This is a genomic window from Vibrio sp. 1557, assembly GCF_033340175.1.
In the GTDB taxonomy this organism is placed as follows: domain Bacteria; phylum Pseudomonadota; class Gammaproteobacteria; order Enterobacterales; family Vibrionaceae; genus Vibrio; species Vibrio alginolyticus.
The window spans coordinates 102,001-118,009 of sequence record NZ_JAWOVZ010000009.1 but is presented as its reverse complement, the minus strand read 5'-3'; the positions used below and the strand labels follow the sequence as shown (position 1 = coordinate 118,009).

Here is a 16,009-nt window from a genome sequence, read left to right as displayed (position 1 = left end):
CCTTTTTCGTTTGTGCTGATAGAGATTAACGTAGACTACGTCTCAATTAGCTTTATTTTTGCTCTTCGCGTTTAAATACTAACTCTGTTGGCGTGGATTCATCTTCCACAAAGTAGTAACCCGCCGTATCAAACTTAGTCAGGTCTGCCACGCTCTCAACACGGTTTTCAATGATGTAACGCGCCATCATACCGCGCGCTTTCTTCGCGTAAAAACTGATGACCTTGTATTGACCATTCTTACAATCTTTGAATACTGGCGTGATCACTTGCGCATCTAAATTCTTTGGCTTAACCGCTTTAAAGTATTCATTTGATGCAAGGTTGATAAGGACATTATCGCCTTGAGCAGAAATCGCTTCGTTAAGCTTGTCCGTAATAACATTGCCCCAAAACTGGTACAAGTTCGTACCCTTGTCGTTTGCAAGCTTGGTACCCATTTCAAGGCGGTATGGCTGCATCAAATCAAGTGGTTTTAGTAAACCATAAAGACCCGATAGCATACGCAGATGATCTTGAGCATATTCGAAGTCCGCTTCAGATAAACTTTCGGCGTCTAGCCCTGTGTAAACGTCACCTTTAAATGCAAGAATGGCTTGTCGTGAGTTTTCCGTGGTAAACGTTTCACTCCACTCTTGGAATCGGCCCACATTTAAATCGGCAATCTTGTCGCTCACTTTCATTAAAGAGGCAACATCAGCAGGAGTCAGTTTGCGGCAAACATCGATAAGCTCTTTTGAGTATTCGACCAACTCAGGTTGAGTAAATTTTTCTGTCGCTAACGGAGACTCGTAATCAAGAGTCTTCGCTGGAGAAACTACGATAAGCATGACTTTCCCTTCTCTAATTTTGTTTTTAATAGGGTACAAAAAAAGCCATGCATTGTCTGCATGGCTTTTTACATCGTACTAATAGCTTTCAACTATGAGTGATAGCTCACTTAGTCTTTTTTATCGTTGTACCAAATGCCTTCTTCAAGCTGAGATTTCAGCTCCGGGAAGTCATTCGCATCAAATGTTGGCACTTTTCCTTCACCAAGCTGGCGGTTGTAATCTTTGGCCAGTTTAATCACGATGCCAGATAGCAAGATGATCGCCACCAAGTTGACTATCGCCATCAGACCCATAGAGACGTCAGCAAGCGACCATACGACTGGTAACGAAGCTAGTGCACCAAACATCACCATACCAAGAACAATAACGCGGAAAATGCTTAAGCCCGCTTTATGATTGTGCTCTAGGAAGATTAAGTTCGTTTCAGCATACGAGTAGTTTGCAATGATTGAAGTAAACGCAAAGAAGAAGATTGCCACAGCAACAAAGATGCCGCCCCAATCGCCAACTTGTGAGCTCAATGCACGCTGAGTTAGCTCGATACCCGTCACTTCTGTTGCTTGACCGACATACTCACCAGACATCAGGATGATAGCCACTGTCGCAGAACAGATAACGATCGTATCCATGAACACGCCTAGCATCTGTACGTAACCTTGAGACGCTGGGTGTGGTGGGTAAGGTGTTGCTGAAGCTGCCGCGTTAGGTGCAGAACCCATACCTGCTTCATTCGAGAATAGACCGCGCTTGATACCGTTAATCATTGCCTGTGCAATTGCGTAGCCAAGACCACCTGCTGCTGCTTCTTGCAGACCAAATGCACTCTTAAAGATAAGCATCAATACATCAGGTAATTTCTCTAGGTTAGAGAACATGATGAACAGCGCTAGGGCTAGATAAAGTAGTGCCATGATCGGAACGATCATCTCAGCAACTCTTGCGATACGCTTGATGCCACCGAAAATAACAATTGCAGACAGTAAAACAACGGCAATACCGACATACAGGTTATTCCAACCAAATGCGTTGCTCATTGCATTGGCAATTGAGTTAGCTTGTACGGCGTTGAATACCAAACCAAAAGCGATGATTAGGAAAACTGAGAACAACACGCCCATCCAACGCATGCCCAGGCCTTTTTCCATGTAGTAGGCAGGACCACCACGGTAGTTGCCATCATCATCTTTGGTTTTGTATAGCTGCGCCAGTGTGCTCTCAGCAAACGATGTTGCCATACCAAGCATTGCAATCAGCCACATCCAGAAGATCGCACCAGGACCACCCGCAGTCAATGCAACTGCAACGCCCGCCATGTTACCTGTACCAACACGTGCAGCAAGACTAGTACAAAGCGCTTGGAAAGAGGAAATACCAGCTTTGTCTGCTTTACGGCTGTTCTTAAGAACAGAGAACATGTGGCCGAAATGGCGGAACTGAATGAACCCTAATCGAACGGTGAAGTAAATACCAACACCAACAAGAAGATAAACCAGAATCGAGCCCCAGAGGAGATCGTTCATCAAATTGATTAAGTCTGTCATGTGTACCTCAAAGTGAGTTGCGCCAGTCTATGCGTCCTAGCCATCCACCAAATTGCCTGCTAAGTGTCAAAGTGTGCTTAGCTTTTTAAGTAATGTTTATGGGCAATCTAGAATCGTAAACGTCGCTTCATGCATCCATTTTACGTACCAGCGTATTTTTTGACGGGCGGATAATGCAACCTAGGAGCGCAAAAATCAATATGCAACAACAAGAATAATGTTGTTATTTTTCACTATAAAGTCACCAAAAAATAACATAAATAGAAGACTTAACACTCAAACTGCGCAACATTTCAATTACCAAACACCAACATAAATAATTATTCTTCATTAAATGGAATGGCAAACCGTATAAACAAGAACAAGCTAGTATTCACAAGGTGTTACATAAATTTACGCTAGTGACTTACCATCTAATTGAACACTATTCCATCAAACTGATTTTATGCAACTTTAACCTTTGCGCAGTGCACCCATTCATCAAATCGAATTAACATAGAAAATCTCTCTATTTAATCGTTTTCTTGAGATCGTTTGTGCATTTTTTATCCACATCGTTGCAATAAAAAGTGTGATTTTGAGAATATTTTTGCACGAAAATGTCATGCTACCGACACAAATGCGAAATATATCATGGTTATTCTCACGGCTATTGTGGTACTTAAAAAACTCCACAAGGACTGGTTACAACAGTTTAGCTTAAGAAAGGTAAAGGTGGCTTATGGAAGGCTTTCAACTAGATGACATTTTTAATCTGGATACTACCTCAACAACCAAATCTCGTGCCAAACCAGTAAAGCGAAAGTGGCGTGAAATAGAAGAGATGAACGACAGACGCAATTTGCTTAAAGAGCTGCGCGAACTTGATGTCTGTACCGATTATAACTTGGAAGACATTAAACTCTAATTCAAACAAAAGGCACCTTACAGGTGCCTTTTGTTTTTTGTTTACAGTGACCGTAAACACCGTGAGTTTATGTACCAAGGTTTAAGTATGAATACCATTATTACTCAATGAGAATCTTCCGTACTTTTTGCCGAGAAATATGCACACTAAATTTTCGGTTGATTCCCAATAAATAAGAAATGTATCTCACAAACCCGAGAGACGGCTTTCGCTCGCTCAGGTTTCATCACTCAGGCTTAAACATACTCAGTATCACTTTGACGAACACGTTCGGCCAACTGCTTATAACGATCAGCAATCGTGTCACCAAACACAGGATCATCCTCACTGACGCTCCATAAGCTCTCGACGTGCTGCCAATCTTCTGTGGTAAATAACTCTTCAATGAGAGGCAAAATTTTTCGCTCTTCTAGCTCCAAGTGGTGCCTTTGCGATTCTATGAAATCTTCTAGGTGAGCGACAAACATGTCTTGTGGCACAACAGCATCCTGAAGGATCATCTCTATCACGGATGAAAACTCTCTGGTTTTACTCGCTAACTCTAGATGTTCTTTCTCTAAATTTTCCATGGTTTGTTGCTTACCATAGTGTTCAAGAAAGTGGTGATAGAGGATATCTTCTTTCGGGTGGTGTACTTTCTCCGAATGATTAGAGAGGTAATCAACAATCTCGCTTACTAACGCATAGTTGATTACACGTTCTTTTTTTATCTCATTAAGCTTATGGCGCAGTATCGCCAACAGACGAACCATATAACCATGTTCGCGTCGAATTCTTTCGATCATCATAGCGTCTCTCCTTAACACCTACTTTTAGTAAGTGTACATGAGAAATTTACTATCAGCCTCGAGCGTGCTCAAAAAAACAGCGATCATACCACCCATGATCGCTGTCTCTTCATTTATACCGTTAATGGCAAATGCCAGTTAATTGGTGCTTTTTCTTGTGATGTAAGCAACTGGTTTGCTTGAGAGAAATGCTTACAACCGAAAAAGCCTCGATGTGCAGAAAGTGGCGATGGGTGTGGGGCAGCTAACACATGGTGCTTATTGCGATCGATAAAACGACCTTTCTTCTGTGCATGTGAACCCCACAGCAAGAACACTACACCTTCTTGATGCTGATTAATGGCTTCAATCACTCGATCAGTAAACGTTTCCCAACCTGTCTTTGAATGTGAATGCGCTTTACCTTGCTCCACCGTTAATACCGTATTGAGTAACAATACGCCTTGTTCAGCCCAGCTTTGCAAAAAACCATGCTGAGGGATTTGGAAACCTTCAATATCTTGCGCCAGCTCTTTATACATATTAACCAGTGACGGTGGCGTTTTAATGCCAGGAAGTACAGAGAAACACAGGCCATGCGCCTGATTTGGGCCGTGGTATGGGTCTTGTCCTAGAATCACGACCTTAACGTCTTTGAACTCGGTAAAACGAAACGCGTTAAAGACATCTTTTGCGGGAGGAAAAATAGCTTTGCCTGCGGCGCGTTCGGCTTCAACAAAATTCAAGGTGTCTACAAAGTAGATCTGCTTTTTCTCTTCGCCGATCACATCGTGCCAAGTGGGTGACTGATTCATGGAAAGTTCCTGTCCTAAATTTTGCTTCTATTCTAACGAGCGAAACTCAAACAAACAAAAACTTACCACGAACTTGAGACAAGTAATAAAAGACTAATGCTTCTGTGGCGTTCGAAAGTGCCCCTGTCCGGTAATGTGACGATTAGGCATCGGTAAGCGAAGCACGCGACGAGTGTAAGCATAAGGAGTAAAAGAGAGTGGTCGAGACATGTTGGCATCCTTCTTTGCTAATTCAGAGATTGATGTTCAATGACTAAGAAAGAAAGGTGCCAACTTTGTGGTTACGCCATTAACTGTCAATGGCCGCTAAATGGAATTGACGCAACGTGTTGATCTCTTGCTGCCAAATATCTGGATCAATTGTTTCTAAAATCAGAGGGATACCATCAAAACGAGGGTCTTTCGCGATGTACTCAAAGCAATCCCACCCGATCTCTCCTTTACCAAGAGAATGGTGGCGATCTACTTTGCTGGCAAACTCTACTTTTGAATCATTTAGATGCATTGCTCTTAAATAGTGCATACCTACGATACGGTCGAACTCTGCAAAGGTGCGCTCGCAATCTTCTTTTGTACGTAAGTCATAACCAGCCGTAAAGGTATGGCAGGTATCAATACAAACGCCGACACGATCTTTATCTTCCACTTGCTCGATGATTTCAGCAAGGTGCTCAAACTTCCAGCCTAAGTTAGTGCCTTGACCTGCCGTATTCTCGATAACAGCGATCACATTCGGCACCGCTTTATGCGCAAGATTGATCGACTCGGCGATCGTTGCGAGGCACTCCTGTTCAGAGACTTTCTTTAGGTGACTACCCGGGTGGAAGTTAAGCAAAGTCAGCCCTAACTGATTACAACGCTCCATTTCATCAATAAATGCCGCGCGGGATTTATTCAGCTTTTCTTCTTCCGGCGCACCCAAGTTAATCAGATAAGAATCATGGGGAAGAATATGTTCTGCTCCGAAACCCAGCATTTTACAGTTCGCTTTAAACGCACTGATGGTTTTTGCTTCTAAAGGCTTCGCCACCCACTGGCGTTGGTTTTTTGTAAATAGTGCGAATGCATTCGCGCCAATTTCACGAGCTCTCAACGGAGCTTGATCGACCCCACCAGCAGCAGAGACATGTGCACCAATGAGTTTATTCCCAAGCTTGTTTTTCATGTTTGTCATTTAATCACTTTAGACTTTCAGTATTGCTACCTAAATACAGATAGTTGCGTTAACCAGTTTAAACTTTAATCTCAATTTGTAGTAAATTTACAACAAAACCAGTTATTAAATATTTTTTATATTATCAAATAAATTGTAATTAGTTTGTTTTCAAAGGTTTTATTGATTTAACTCAATAAAATTACCTTAATAAAAATGATGTTTTTGGTTGTTTTTTGACTTAAATCAATATTAAAATAGTGGATATTAGCTATATAATACTCAGCTCAACGAAAATTCGAAAATTAACACCAATAATCACCACGTAAGTGGTCTAGGAGATAGTGATGATCCAAGGTATCCAAATTACAAAAGCGGCAAACGACGACCTACTAAACTCTATCTGGCTATTAGATAGCGAAAAAAATGAAGCTCGTTGTGTTGCTGCAACTGCTGGCTACGAAGCAGACCAAGTTATCGCAATCAGCGACCTAGGTGAATACGAAAGCCGTGAAGTTGCAATCGAAACTGCTCCTCGTATCGAAGGCGGCCAACACCTAAACGTGAACGTGCTTAAACGCGAAACACTAGAAGATGCAGTTGCACACCCAGAGAAATACCCACAACTAACTATTCGTGTTTCTGGTTACGCAGTACGTTTTAACTCGCTAACTCCAGAGCAACAACGTGATGTAATCGCTCGTACTTTTACTGAGACTCTATAATCTCTCAGTAAACTAGCTCGCTAGAATTTAAAAAGCTTGGTCTGCAATGACCAAGCTTTTTTTGTTTCAGAATCCTTCTAAACCCTTTCTATAATGGAAAGCAACTCGCCTCTAAGGTGCATTTCTTTGCGAAGGATCTTTCTGAAACGCTTGCGCTAAAGAGGTTGGATCAAGCCTATCTCTTTGCAGTGACGCCCCTTCTGCCCACCAAATCATTTGATGCATAGTGCGATTCATATAGTTGTCCCACTGCGTCTGCTCCGACTCATCCGCAGCAACGCCCTGTTCATCAAAGACTTCTTGCGCTTTCGGAATGTGGATCATCGCAGAGACAGGTAGACATCCAAGTTCAGATAAGAAGGTACGCATAGAAACAGCAGCTCTAACACCACCCCATTGTCCGGCAGAATAGGTCACGATAGCACTCGGCTTGTAAGAAAACAGCGAACTGCCGAAATGGTTAAGCATGTTCGCCAAAGCAGGACTCATCGAATGGTTATATTCCGGGCTAACCATCACATACCCATCGGCCTGTTTGATTTTGTCTGCCAGCTCACTTAGGTGCTGCGGAACTTTAGAGCGGCGATAAGCAAACTCGGGCTTAAACACATCGCCAAAGTCGTAATTCAAAGGGTCGATGATTTCGACCGTATGTTGCGAATGTTGACTCGCGATGAGTTTTTCACACGCTTTACTGACTCGCATTCCTAAACGGGCTGGTCGTGGTGGCGTGCTGTTTCTCACTGAGCCAAGAAAAATCAAAAAATGCATGCTTCTCTTTTCATCTCATTTAGTTAAGTTCGTTTCTCAATAATAAAGAGAGTCAAAACTTACCGACAATAAAAAAGGTGAATGATTACTCATTCACCTCTCGTTATTTCTGTTTTTGATACTTACTATACTTTGAAGCTTACTGCACGCGGCGCAGTACTTGTTTCAATGCGTCAAAGTCTGCGTCGAGCTCTTCCGATAGCAGCTCCATCGCAGCGTGCTTCGCTAGTGGCGCAGGAAGCTCGATATCGGATTCTAGAATATCATCCACGACTTCTTTGAACTTCGCAGGGTGAGCAGTACATAGGAACAGACCGGTTTCACCGTCTTGCAATTGTTCTTCAAGAACGCGGTAAGCAATCGCACCGTGCGGTTCGCATAGATAGCCTAGAGCATGTAAGTCTTTCACTGACTGTGCGCTTTGCTCATCAGATACTGCACCTTTACCTAACGTCTCCAAGCCCCACTCTTTCACACGGCACAGCTCTTCGATACGAGGCCAGTTGTTTGGTTGGCTCACGTCCATCGCGTTCGATGTTGTTGCGACTGTTGGTTTTGGCTCCCACTTACCTGTTTCTAGGTAGCGAGGAACCGTGTCATTGGCATTAGTTGCAGCGATAAAGCGTTTGATAGGCAAGCCCAACGCTTTTGCCAATAGACCAGCAGTTAGGTTACCGAAGTTACCGCTTGGTACTGATACCACTAGGTTTTCACGCTCTTGCTTGCTCATTTGCGCAGCTGCTTCAAAGTAGTAACAGATTTGCGCCATCAAACGGCTGATGTTGATTGAGTTTGCAGAGTTCAGACCGATCTCTTCACGCAGTGCAGAATCATCAAAAGCTTGCTTAACCAGTGCCTGACACGCATCGAAGTCGCCATCGATCGCGACAGTGTGAATGTTTTTACCAAGCGTACAGAATAACTTCTCTTGCAGTGGGCTGATTTTTCCTTTCGGGTAAAGAATCACAACATTGATGTCTTCCATACCGTAGAAAGCATGCGCAACGGCTGCGCCAGTATCGCCAGACGTTGCCGTCAGAATGGTGATCTTGCCGCCGTCCGAAACCGCAGCAAGAGATTGCGCCATAAAGCGACCACCAAAGTCTTTAAACGCAAGCGTTGGACCATGGAACAGTTCCAGTGCATAAACACCGTCTTTTACTTGGTTGATAGGCGCAGGGAATTGAAACGCAGCATCAACAAGGGCATTCACTTGCTCCTCTGTAAGTTCATCTCCAATTAACGCCGATAGAATCTTAGTGCTACGAGAGACAAAGTCTTCTGCAAGCAGCGCATCGATATCTTCAAATTTTGGTAATTCCGATGGAAAAAATAGACCTTGGTTACGGCCTAACCCTTGGCGAACGGCTTGGCCAAAGGAAACTTGTTCATCATTTTCTTTTATATTGTAAAGCTTCATAGCTCACTTCCTGTTACTTTCGAACCCTGCTTATCTAGACGACAAACGTGGACGAATCCTTCTTCGTTTTGTACGTAGTTTTGTTCTAACCAGCGAGCAACTCGCTCAGCGACATCTTTCTCTTTGCAAATACTGAACAGTGTCGGACCACTGCCAGAAATACCGGTTGCCAATGCACCCGCAGACGCTGCGTATTGACGTGCATTCGCAAAACCTGGAAGCAGTTTCTCACGATACGGTTCTGCGATCACGTCTTTGATCATTTTTGCAGCAAGTTCTGGCTGACCAGAATGACACGCATGAATAAAGCCCGCAAGGTGGCGACCATGAGCAATGATATCTTGTCGGCGGTATTGAGATGGTAGGATCTCACGCGCTTCCGCCGTTGATACCTTGATACCCGGATACGCCATCACCCAGTACCAATCATCAAAGCAAGGTACTTCTTGACTGATGATACCCAACTCTTCAAGCATCAGTTGCACACCACCAAGGTAACATGGCGCAACGTTGTCGTAGTGAATACCACCAGAGATCTTGCCTTCCATCTCTCCCATCAGCGCTAGTAATTCTGTCTCGTTAAGTGGCTGTCCATGGAATCGGTTCAATGCATCTAATGCAGCAACGATAGAACATGCACTTGAGCCTAAACCAGAGCCAATTGGCATGTTCTTTTCTAGCGTCATCTCAAGTGGTTTTAGCTCAACGCCTTTTTTGTCTAACTCACGAGCAAACACAAGCCAACAGTCGTAGACGATGTTCTCTTTTGGTTCAGTTGGCAATTTCTCAACAAAATCACCCGCCGTTTTAAGGCTGAACGGGTCAGCCCCAGATTTCACCAATACACGGTCACCCAATAGTGTGCCATCCACTGGAGACACGGCAGCCCCCAGCACATCAAAGCCAACGCTTACATTACCAATTGATGCTGGGGCATAAACCACTACATCCATATCACTTGAACTCATTATTGTTATACCCCTAGTTTCCAACCTAAAGTACGCATCACGTCAGAAAATACACCCGCAGCCGTTACTTCGGTGCCTGCACCATAGCCACGTAACACTAGTGGGATTGGCTGATAGTAACGGCTGTAAAATGCCAGTGCGTTTTCACCGTCCTTGATTTTATACATTGGATCGTTTTCATCCACCGCAGCGATGCTTACTGTGCACTTGCCCTCATTAATCTCACCAACGTAGCGCAGTACTTTGCCTTCTTCCGCTGCCTTTGCAGATAATTCTTTAAAGTAGGCGTCTGCTTCAGGTAAACGCGCCATAAATTCATCAACGCTACCAGAATCATCAAAACCTGGTGGCAGTGCTTGATCAACCACAACGTCTTCTAGTTCTAGAGACATGCCTGCTTCACGAGCTAGGATCAGAAGCTTACGCGCGACATCCATACCAGAAAGGTCATCACGAGGATCCGGTTCAGTAAAACCATTTTCTTTTGCGATATTAGTTGCTTCACTTAGGCTCATACCTTCATCTAACTTACCGAAGATGTATGACAGAGAGCCAGAAAGAATACCGCTGAAGCGCTCTAGCTCATCACCCGCTGAGATTAGGTTTTGCAGGTTTTCGATTACCGGTAGACCCGCCCCCACAGTTGTTTCGTACATCAGCTTGCGACGAGAGCTGCGCGCAACATCGCGAAGCTGATGGTAGTAAGCCATGCTTGCTGTATTTGCTTTTTTGTTTGGTGTAACGACATGGAAACCAGCAGCTAGGAAATCAGCGTATTGATTCGCAATATCTTCACTTGATGTACAGTCAACCAATACTGGGTTGATGATGTGGTTACGTTGAACCAAAGAAATCAAACGCGCTAGGCTGAACTCTTCTGTCGCTGCCGACATACGATCACGCCAATGATCGAGTGGCAGACCTTCACTATCAAGCAGAAGACCTTTGCTGTTTGCCAAGCCACACACGCGAATAACGATGCCTTTTTCCGCAAGCTTCGCCTGTTGACGCTCGATCTGATCCACCAGCTCACCACCAACGCCACCAATACCAACCACGAATACGTCTAAGAAGTGCTTAGAGTTGAATAGGTTTTCGTGACACGCTTTGATCGCTTCAGAGATTTTATCTTCAGGAATCACGGCTGAGATAGCACGCTCAGATGAGCCCTGTGCGATGGCTACAATGTTTACGTTCACTTCAGCAAGAGATGAGAAGAAGCGAGATGCAACACCGCGCGATGTACGCATGCCGTCACCAACCAACGTTATGATTGAAACATTATCAATAAACTCGACCGGCTCTAATAAGCTATCTTTCAGTTCCAACTCAAACGCATCGGCCAGTACTTGTTGCGCTTTTGCTTTATCTTCTGCCTCAATACAGAAGCTAATGCTGTACTCAGAAGAAGACTGAGTAATAAGAACAATAGACACACCAGCGGAAGACATTGCGCCAAATACGCGGCTTGCCATGCCAACCATACCCTTCATACCTGGGCCGGAGACGTTAACCATAGTTAGGTCGTTTAGCGTCGTGATACCTTTGATCGCCAGATTGTCTTCACCAGTGTCTTGCCCAATCAAAGTTCCTGCACCTTGTGGGTTAAAGCTGTTTTTGATCAGACATGGGATGTGGAACTGTGCGATTGGGGCGATGGTTTTCGGGTGCAGAACGGAAGCACCGAAGTAAGAAAGCTCCATCGCTTCTTGATAGCTAAGAGATTTAAGTAGGCGAGCATCTTCGACTAAGCGAGGGTCACAGTTGTACACACCATCTACGTCTGTCCAGATCTCACAGCAATCTGCGCGCAGACACGCCGCAAGAACCGCCGCCGAATAATCAGAGCCATTGCGACCAAGTGTTACCAATTCACCTTTCTCGTTACCTGCGGTAAAGCCAGGCATGATGTTCACATGACCTTGAGGAAGAGGATTCTGGCGGAAGTTCTGAGTCGAAACTTCAACATCGACCATGGCTTCAAGGTGATCACCTTTTGCGTATAGGTATTCAACTGGGTCGATAAGATGTGCAGGCTGGCCTTTGGCTTCTAACACCGCTTTCATCAATTGAATCGAAACGCGTTCGCCTTTGCTAATAATACGTGCATTAACATTGTTTGGGCACATGCCAAGAAGATTGATGCCATGAACGAATTGGCGTAATTGAGAGAGAGAAGTTTTCACTTGGTTATCGAAAGCTGAACCATCGATATTGGGTAGTACTGCTTGGACTTGAGTGAAGAGCGTTTTAAACGACTCCTCCAACTCTTTGATTTGTAGTTCTGCTTCACCATTGCGCAATGCGCCTTCAATGACCGCAACCAATTTGTTTGTTGTTTTACCAGGAGCGGAAAGAACAACCGCCACTTCTTCTTGTTGAGCGTTATTGGCAATAATGTCTGCCGCTCTCAAAAAGCGATCTGCATCAGCTAGTGATGATCCGCCAAACTTCAATACTCGCATCCCTTCCTCCGGTATATCTTCTTAAATTTGTCTAAATTCTGGATAAAAAAGCATAAAAAAAGGCCTGTATCTTGTTGGATACAGGCCTTTTTTGTGAATTTCTTTCGCTCAGCAGCCTGCCCCAACATGTGTCGTGTCGGTAATAATAATGGTCGTGGTCATTACTACTAGGCTGTTAGATGGCATAAATAAATATTCAACGTTAATTGTGTTTGCTTAACTCTACGTTTACCGAGTTTCTGATACATAGTCAACAAAAAATTGTTTGTTTTTCCATCTTTCAGAGAATTCTGCTAAGCAATGTCATTGATATTTATAGTTAATTACACATTATTGATCATTTAAAAATCTACAGTTAGTTTTTGTAAAGGACTTAACCATCATCACCAGTTCGGTTTTTTATCTAATAACTAGTCTGATCTTTGCCATAAAACGTACGATCAAATAATTCGAGAGGGTTGTGACACATAACAACAACTTAACTGTGACTTATGTTCATAGGATCGAATTATTTAGAAAATAGGTGAGCTAGCTTTCATATTCTATGCTTTAATAGTGAGAAGCTTTGGGCGCATACTAATAAAAAAGTTGACACAAGGAGTGGTGAACATGAAAAGAGGGCTTTTTCTGTTGCTGTTTTTTGTGCCTGGTGTTTGTCTAGCAAACGAGCTTCCGCCGCTTCCAGGTAAAATATCCCCTTCTCCTCATAAACTATTCATTTCCAGCGACAGTTATCAGTCTGACAGTTTTGATGTTTGGAATATCGATACGGGTTACGCTTACGAACTTTTTGATTCGGTAGACGTTTATGTCGGTGCGCGAGTCAATAACTCTCCTACCAAAAATCAAAGTGGTTTTTTGAGTGGGATCAGCTATCACTTTAATGATCGTGTCACGCTGAAAAGTACAGTTCGCTCTTACAAGAATGAAACAGCGGAAGGTATTCGCCAAGACGACAGTAGCCTCGCGGCTGAAGTATCAAGTCGCGTAAAAATTACCGATAAACTGGATCTTCACGCGACTCTTGATTACCAAGATTGGCAACAAGGCTTTGAGGTTGGTTTAGGCTTTCGTTTTTAGAAGTCCAGCTTTTGCTTAGAAATCAACACACCGTTCCAGTCCGCGTAAACGTAGTGCTTAGGTTGAACGATTTGGTTTTGCATCGTTAAGGTTACGTTTACCTCTCCTATCCCGCGTTTCTCTGTTTTAAACGGGTTAGTTCCAAGAGCTTGAACGCCAATGTCCATTTGAGATATTTGTGCTACGTCGCGTATTGCACCATAGACAATGATACCTTCCCACCCATTTTCTATTCCGAGTATCGCTAATTGATCGCCGAGTAATGCTCTCTGACACGATCCATGTCCGTCAACAATCAATACTTTACCCGTTCCATCTTCGCCCAGTACTTCACGCACTTTCGAGTTATCGTGATAGCAGCGCACCGTAACGATTTCACCGTAAAAAGCGCTACGTTGACCAAAGTTCTGCAATGGTAAAGTAAGCAAGCTCACTTGGTCTTCAAATTGGTCACAAATATCGGGTGTAATGTCTCTCATATTTCCTCCGTGAATTTTCTCACCCAAGCGGTGCTTCAGTGAGCAGTATCCTTTTCTATACCTTCTATACGAGCCGAGGTTTAATGGAGCCTAACGTATGAAAAACTTTCGGCTGCGAGCACGCAATAAGATAAAGTTGGTCATTAATGACGTAATAAATCGCGTTTTGTTGAAAGTCACTCGCCAATTCAACGGCTACCTCTGGCGACAACTCGACGGCAAAGCTTTCCTCATACCATGTAAAAGCGCTATCACCTACCGTGACAGGCGCGTAATTAACGTGCTGTAGCTGTTTTTCTAACGCGTGATTGTTTATGCTGTTCTCTTCTTTGGACCTCAAGTTACTGTATGGGTTCCAAGCGGTTATCACAGCATAGTTTGAAACACGCCACTCGGCTTCGAATCTGAAAAAAGATTCTGAATAAGCATTCCATAACGATGCGTCTATGTTCTTATTACTTTTTTCTATCATAAGTCTTAAACGATTAATAACAGTTACATTTCATCAATTGATATAAATCAACAAACTGAATGGAATTAACATTTGAGCATTGTTAGCATGCTGTTAACAATATAAAATCCGCTCAATATCTTAGGGTGTTTACGTTTCAGGCCCCACTGAAAGCAGGAAATGAAAGGTAAACAAGCCCTTTAGAATAAACGTCGCCATTGGATACTGGTGAGTTGGCAAAATTCCATGGAGGGCGGATAACTGAAAGAAGTGTTTTTTTGATCAACTTGATTTATTATCAAAATCACATTACCTGTATGTTATATTTTTGCCTAGAATTTATTCTATTAGCACAATTTTGTCACAAATTTAGGTACCGCCAATGCAAACCCCGCAGATTCTTATCGTTGAAGATGAGCAAGTAACTCGTAACACTCTTAAGAGTATTTTTGAAGCAGAGGGATACGCTGTTTTTGAAGCCAGTGACGGTGAAGAGATGCACCAAGTGTTGTCTGATAACTCAGTCAACTTGGTTATTATGGACATTAATCTTCCAGGCAAGAATGGCCTTCTACTAGCGCGTGAATTACGCGAGCAAGCGAACATTGCTTTAATGTTCCTGACAGGCCGTGACAATGAAGTAGACAAGATCCTAGGTCTTGAGATTGGTGCAGATGACTACATCACTAAACCATTCAACCCACGTGAACTAACTATTCGTGCACGTAACCTACTTAGTCGCTCAATGAGCTCTAACGCGGTGCAAGAAGAGAAGCGCTCGGTAGAAAAGTATGAATTCAACGGTTGGGTACTAGACATCAACAGCCGCTCTCTAGTAAGCCCTGCTGGTGATAGCTACAAGCTACCTCGCTCTGAGTTCCGCGCATTACTGCACTTCTGTGAGAACCCGGGTAAGATTCAAACTCGTGCAGATCTTCTTAAGAAGATGACTGGTCGTGAACTTAAGCCACACGACCGTACTGTAGACGTAACGATTCGTCGTATCCGTAAGCACTTTGAGTCTGTTTCAGGTACGCCAGAAATCATCGCCACTATCCACGGCGAAGGTTACCGCTTCTGTGGCGATCTAGAAGACTAGATTTAACCGCTAATATGCAAAGGGCTTGCTCATTGAGCAAGCCCTTTTTGTTTTAGGTCTAACGACTAATGCAACATCATTGCGGTTAATAAACCTTGTTAATCTTCACGTACTTTTCGACTAACCAACGCTGTTTACCCGCATCGTCTAGAAGCACTGCGATATCAACCGATTTTTCTGTGTTCACATCAATGTGAGACGAGAACGCCACCTCCCATCGGCTTTCACTGTGCGTTCGAGTATCTAAAGACGCACTGTCCACCAACCACTCTTTTTGCCCCTGTTTAATAATAAGAGCTTCTGCCGTTAGATTTGCAGGAAGTAACTGATCTCCTTCGAGGTAAAGTGCACCTTGAATACTTTGCTCTTCCACGTCCCCAATATTCGGCATGAGGTTCACCCATAAATTACTTTTGAGCTCAACATTAACCTCATTAATCGTAATCTGACTGTTTTGTTGCCAATTCACATTTGGAACGGAACTACAGCCTGCCATCAATGCCATGGCTAATGCCAATGGTGCGATTCTTTTCATG

The 16,009-nt window shown here is 43.6% G+C and carries 17 protein-coding genes and 1 other annotated feature; of the genes, 4 read left to right on the top strand and 13 right to left on the bottom strand.

The window, feature by feature from the left end; all coding sequences use genetic code 11:
- Positions 1-52: 52 nt before the first annotated feature.
- Both yaaA and R7070_RS13070 read right to left on the bottom strand, forming a co-directional pair.
- Entirely contained in the window at positions 53-829 is a 777-nt protein-coding gene (gene yaaA / locus R7070_RS13075) for a peroxide stress protein YaaA (RefSeq protein ID WP_005382848.1), read from the bottom strand.
- 110 nt (positions 830-939) lie between these two features.
- Positions 940-2,373: an alanine/glycine:cation symporter family protein gene (locus tag R7070_RS13070; RefSeq protein ID WP_005381800.1), complete on the bottom strand. Its 1,434-nt coding sequence runs from the start codon at positions 2,371-2,373 to the stop codon at positions 940-942.
- Positions 2,374-3,094: 721 nt separating this feature from the next.
- Here R7070_RS13070 and R7070_RS13065 point away from each other — a divergent pair.
- Positions 3,095-3,280, top strand: a complete 186-nt coding sequence (locus R7070_RS13065) for a DUF3545 family protein (RefSeq protein ID WP_005381805.1) — start codon at positions 3,095-3,097, stop codon at positions 3,278-3,280.
- Positions 3,281-3,516: 236 nt separating this feature from the next.
- On the opposite strand, the gene R7070_RS13060 is transcribed toward R7070_RS13065, so the two are convergent.
- From R7070_RS13060 to nfo, 3 genes are all read right to left on the bottom strand, one after another.
- Positions 3,517-4,068, bottom strand: coding sequence for a hemerythrin domain-containing protein (locus R7070_RS13060; RefSeq protein ID WP_005381807.1), 552 nt, complete (start codon positions 4,066-4,068; stop codon positions 3,517-3,519).
- A gap of 113 nt (positions 4,069-4,181) precedes the next feature.
- On the bottom strand, positions 4,182-4,862 hold the full coding sequence (gene ung / locus R7070_RS13055; RefSeq protein ID WP_042521850.1) for a uracil-DNA glycosylase: 681 nt from the start codon (positions 4,860-4,862) through the stop codon (positions 4,182-4,184).
- Between the two features lie 289 nt (positions 4,863-5,151).
- Positions 5,152-6,036: a deoxyribonuclease IV gene (gene nfo, locus R7070_RS13050; protein WP_017821508.1), complete on the bottom strand. Its 885-nt coding sequence runs from the start codon at positions 6,034-6,036 to the stop codon at positions 5,152-5,154.
- Positions 6,037-6,362: 326 nt separating this feature from the next.
- On the opposite strand from nfo, the gene grcA reads away from it, so the two are divergent.
- Entirely contained in the window at positions 6,363-6,740 is a 378-nt protein-coding gene (gene grcA, locus R7070_RS13045; protein ID WP_005381814.1) for an autonomous glycyl radical cofactor GrcA, read from the top strand.
- Positions 6,741-6,851: 111 nt separating this feature from the next.
- Here the strand turns inward: grcA and R7070_RS13040 are convergent, their stop codons facing one another.
- The 5 genes from R7070_RS13040 to thrL all read right to left on the bottom strand — a co-directional run bounded on the left by R7070_RS13040 (position 6,852) and on the right by thrL (position 12,550).
- A complete protein-coding gene (locus tag R7070_RS13040; RefSeq protein ID WP_213904804.1) occupies positions 6,852-7,511 on the bottom strand; it encodes an NADPH-dependent FMN reductase in 660 nt (219 codons plus the stop codon).
- Positions 7,512-7,650: 139 nt separating this feature from the next.
- Complete coding sequence (gene thrC, locus R7070_RS13035; RefSeq protein ID WP_005381818.1) at positions 7,651-8,931, bottom strand: threonine synthase; 1,281 nt, start codon at positions 8,929-8,931, stop codon at positions 7,651-7,653.
- The gene (gene thrB, locus R7070_RS13030; protein ID WP_017635074.1) at positions 8,928-9,884 is read right to left on the bottom strand and encodes a homoserine kinase; all 957 of its coding nucleotides are present in this window, start codon (positions 9,882-9,884) and stop codon (positions 8,928-8,930) included. The genes thrC and thrB overlap by 4 nt, the downstream gene beginning before the upstream one ends.
- Before the next feature lie 20 nt (positions 9,885-9,904).
- The gene (gene thrA / locus R7070_RS13025) at positions 9,905-12,364 is read right to left on the bottom strand and encodes a bifunctional aspartate kinase/homoserine dehydrogenase I (RefSeq protein WP_017821509.1); all 2,460 of its coding nucleotides are present in this window, start codon (positions 12,362-12,364) and stop codon (positions 9,905-9,907) included.
- Between the two features lie 53 nt (positions 12,365-12,417).
- Positions 12,418-12,537: a sequence feature (Thr leader region), on the bottom strand.
- On the bottom strand, positions 12,473-12,550 hold the full coding sequence (thrL, locus tag R7070_RS13020) for a thr operon leader peptide (RefSeq protein ID WP_074192076.1): 78 nt from the start codon (positions 12,548-12,550) through the stop codon (positions 12,473-12,475). (Overlaps the previous feature by 65 nt.)
- Before the next feature lie 423 nt (positions 12,551-12,973).
- Between thrL and R7070_RS13015 the strand changes: the two genes are divergently transcribed.
- On the top strand, positions 12,974-13,444 hold the full coding sequence (locus R7070_RS13015; RefSeq protein WP_017821468.1) for a hypothetical protein: 471 nt from the start codon (positions 12,974-12,976) through the stop codon (positions 13,442-13,444).
- Here R7070_RS13015 and R7070_RS13010 read toward each other — a convergent pair.
- Both R7070_RS13010 and R7070_RS13005 read right to left on the bottom strand, forming a co-directional pair.
- On the bottom strand, positions 13,441-13,923 hold the full coding sequence (locus tag R7070_RS13010) for a putative 4-hydroxy-4-methyl-2-oxoglutarate aldolase (protein ID WP_005381822.1): 483 nt from the start codon (positions 13,921-13,923) through the stop codon (positions 13,441-13,443). The genes R7070_RS13015 and R7070_RS13010 overlap by 4 nt on opposite strands.
- A 64-nt stretch (positions 13,924-13,987) precedes the next feature.
- Positions 13,988-14,395 carry a DUF3293 domain-containing protein gene (locus R7070_RS13005; protein WP_005381823.1) on the bottom strand — a complete coding sequence of 136 codons (408 nt, stop codon included), beginning with the start codon at positions 14,393-14,395 and terminating at the stop codon, positions 13,988-13,990.
- A gap of 361 nt (positions 14,396-14,756) precedes the next feature.
- Between R7070_RS13005 and arcA the strand changes: the two genes are divergently transcribed.
- Complete coding sequence (arcA, locus tag R7070_RS13000; protein ID WP_005381824.1) at positions 14,757-15,473, top strand: two-component system response regulator ArcA; 717 nt, start codon at positions 14,757-14,759, stop codon at positions 15,471-15,473.
- An 85-nt stretch (positions 15,474-15,558) separates the two neighbouring features.
- On the opposite strand, the gene R7070_RS12995 is transcribed toward arcA, so the two are convergent.
- Positions 15,559-16,008 carry a hypothetical protein gene (locus R7070_RS12995; RefSeq protein ID WP_005381825.1) on the bottom strand — a complete coding sequence of 150 codons (450 nt, stop codon included), beginning with the start codon at positions 16,006-16,008 and terminating at the stop codon, positions 15,559-15,561.
- Between the last annotated feature and the right edge of the window lies 1 nt (position 16,009).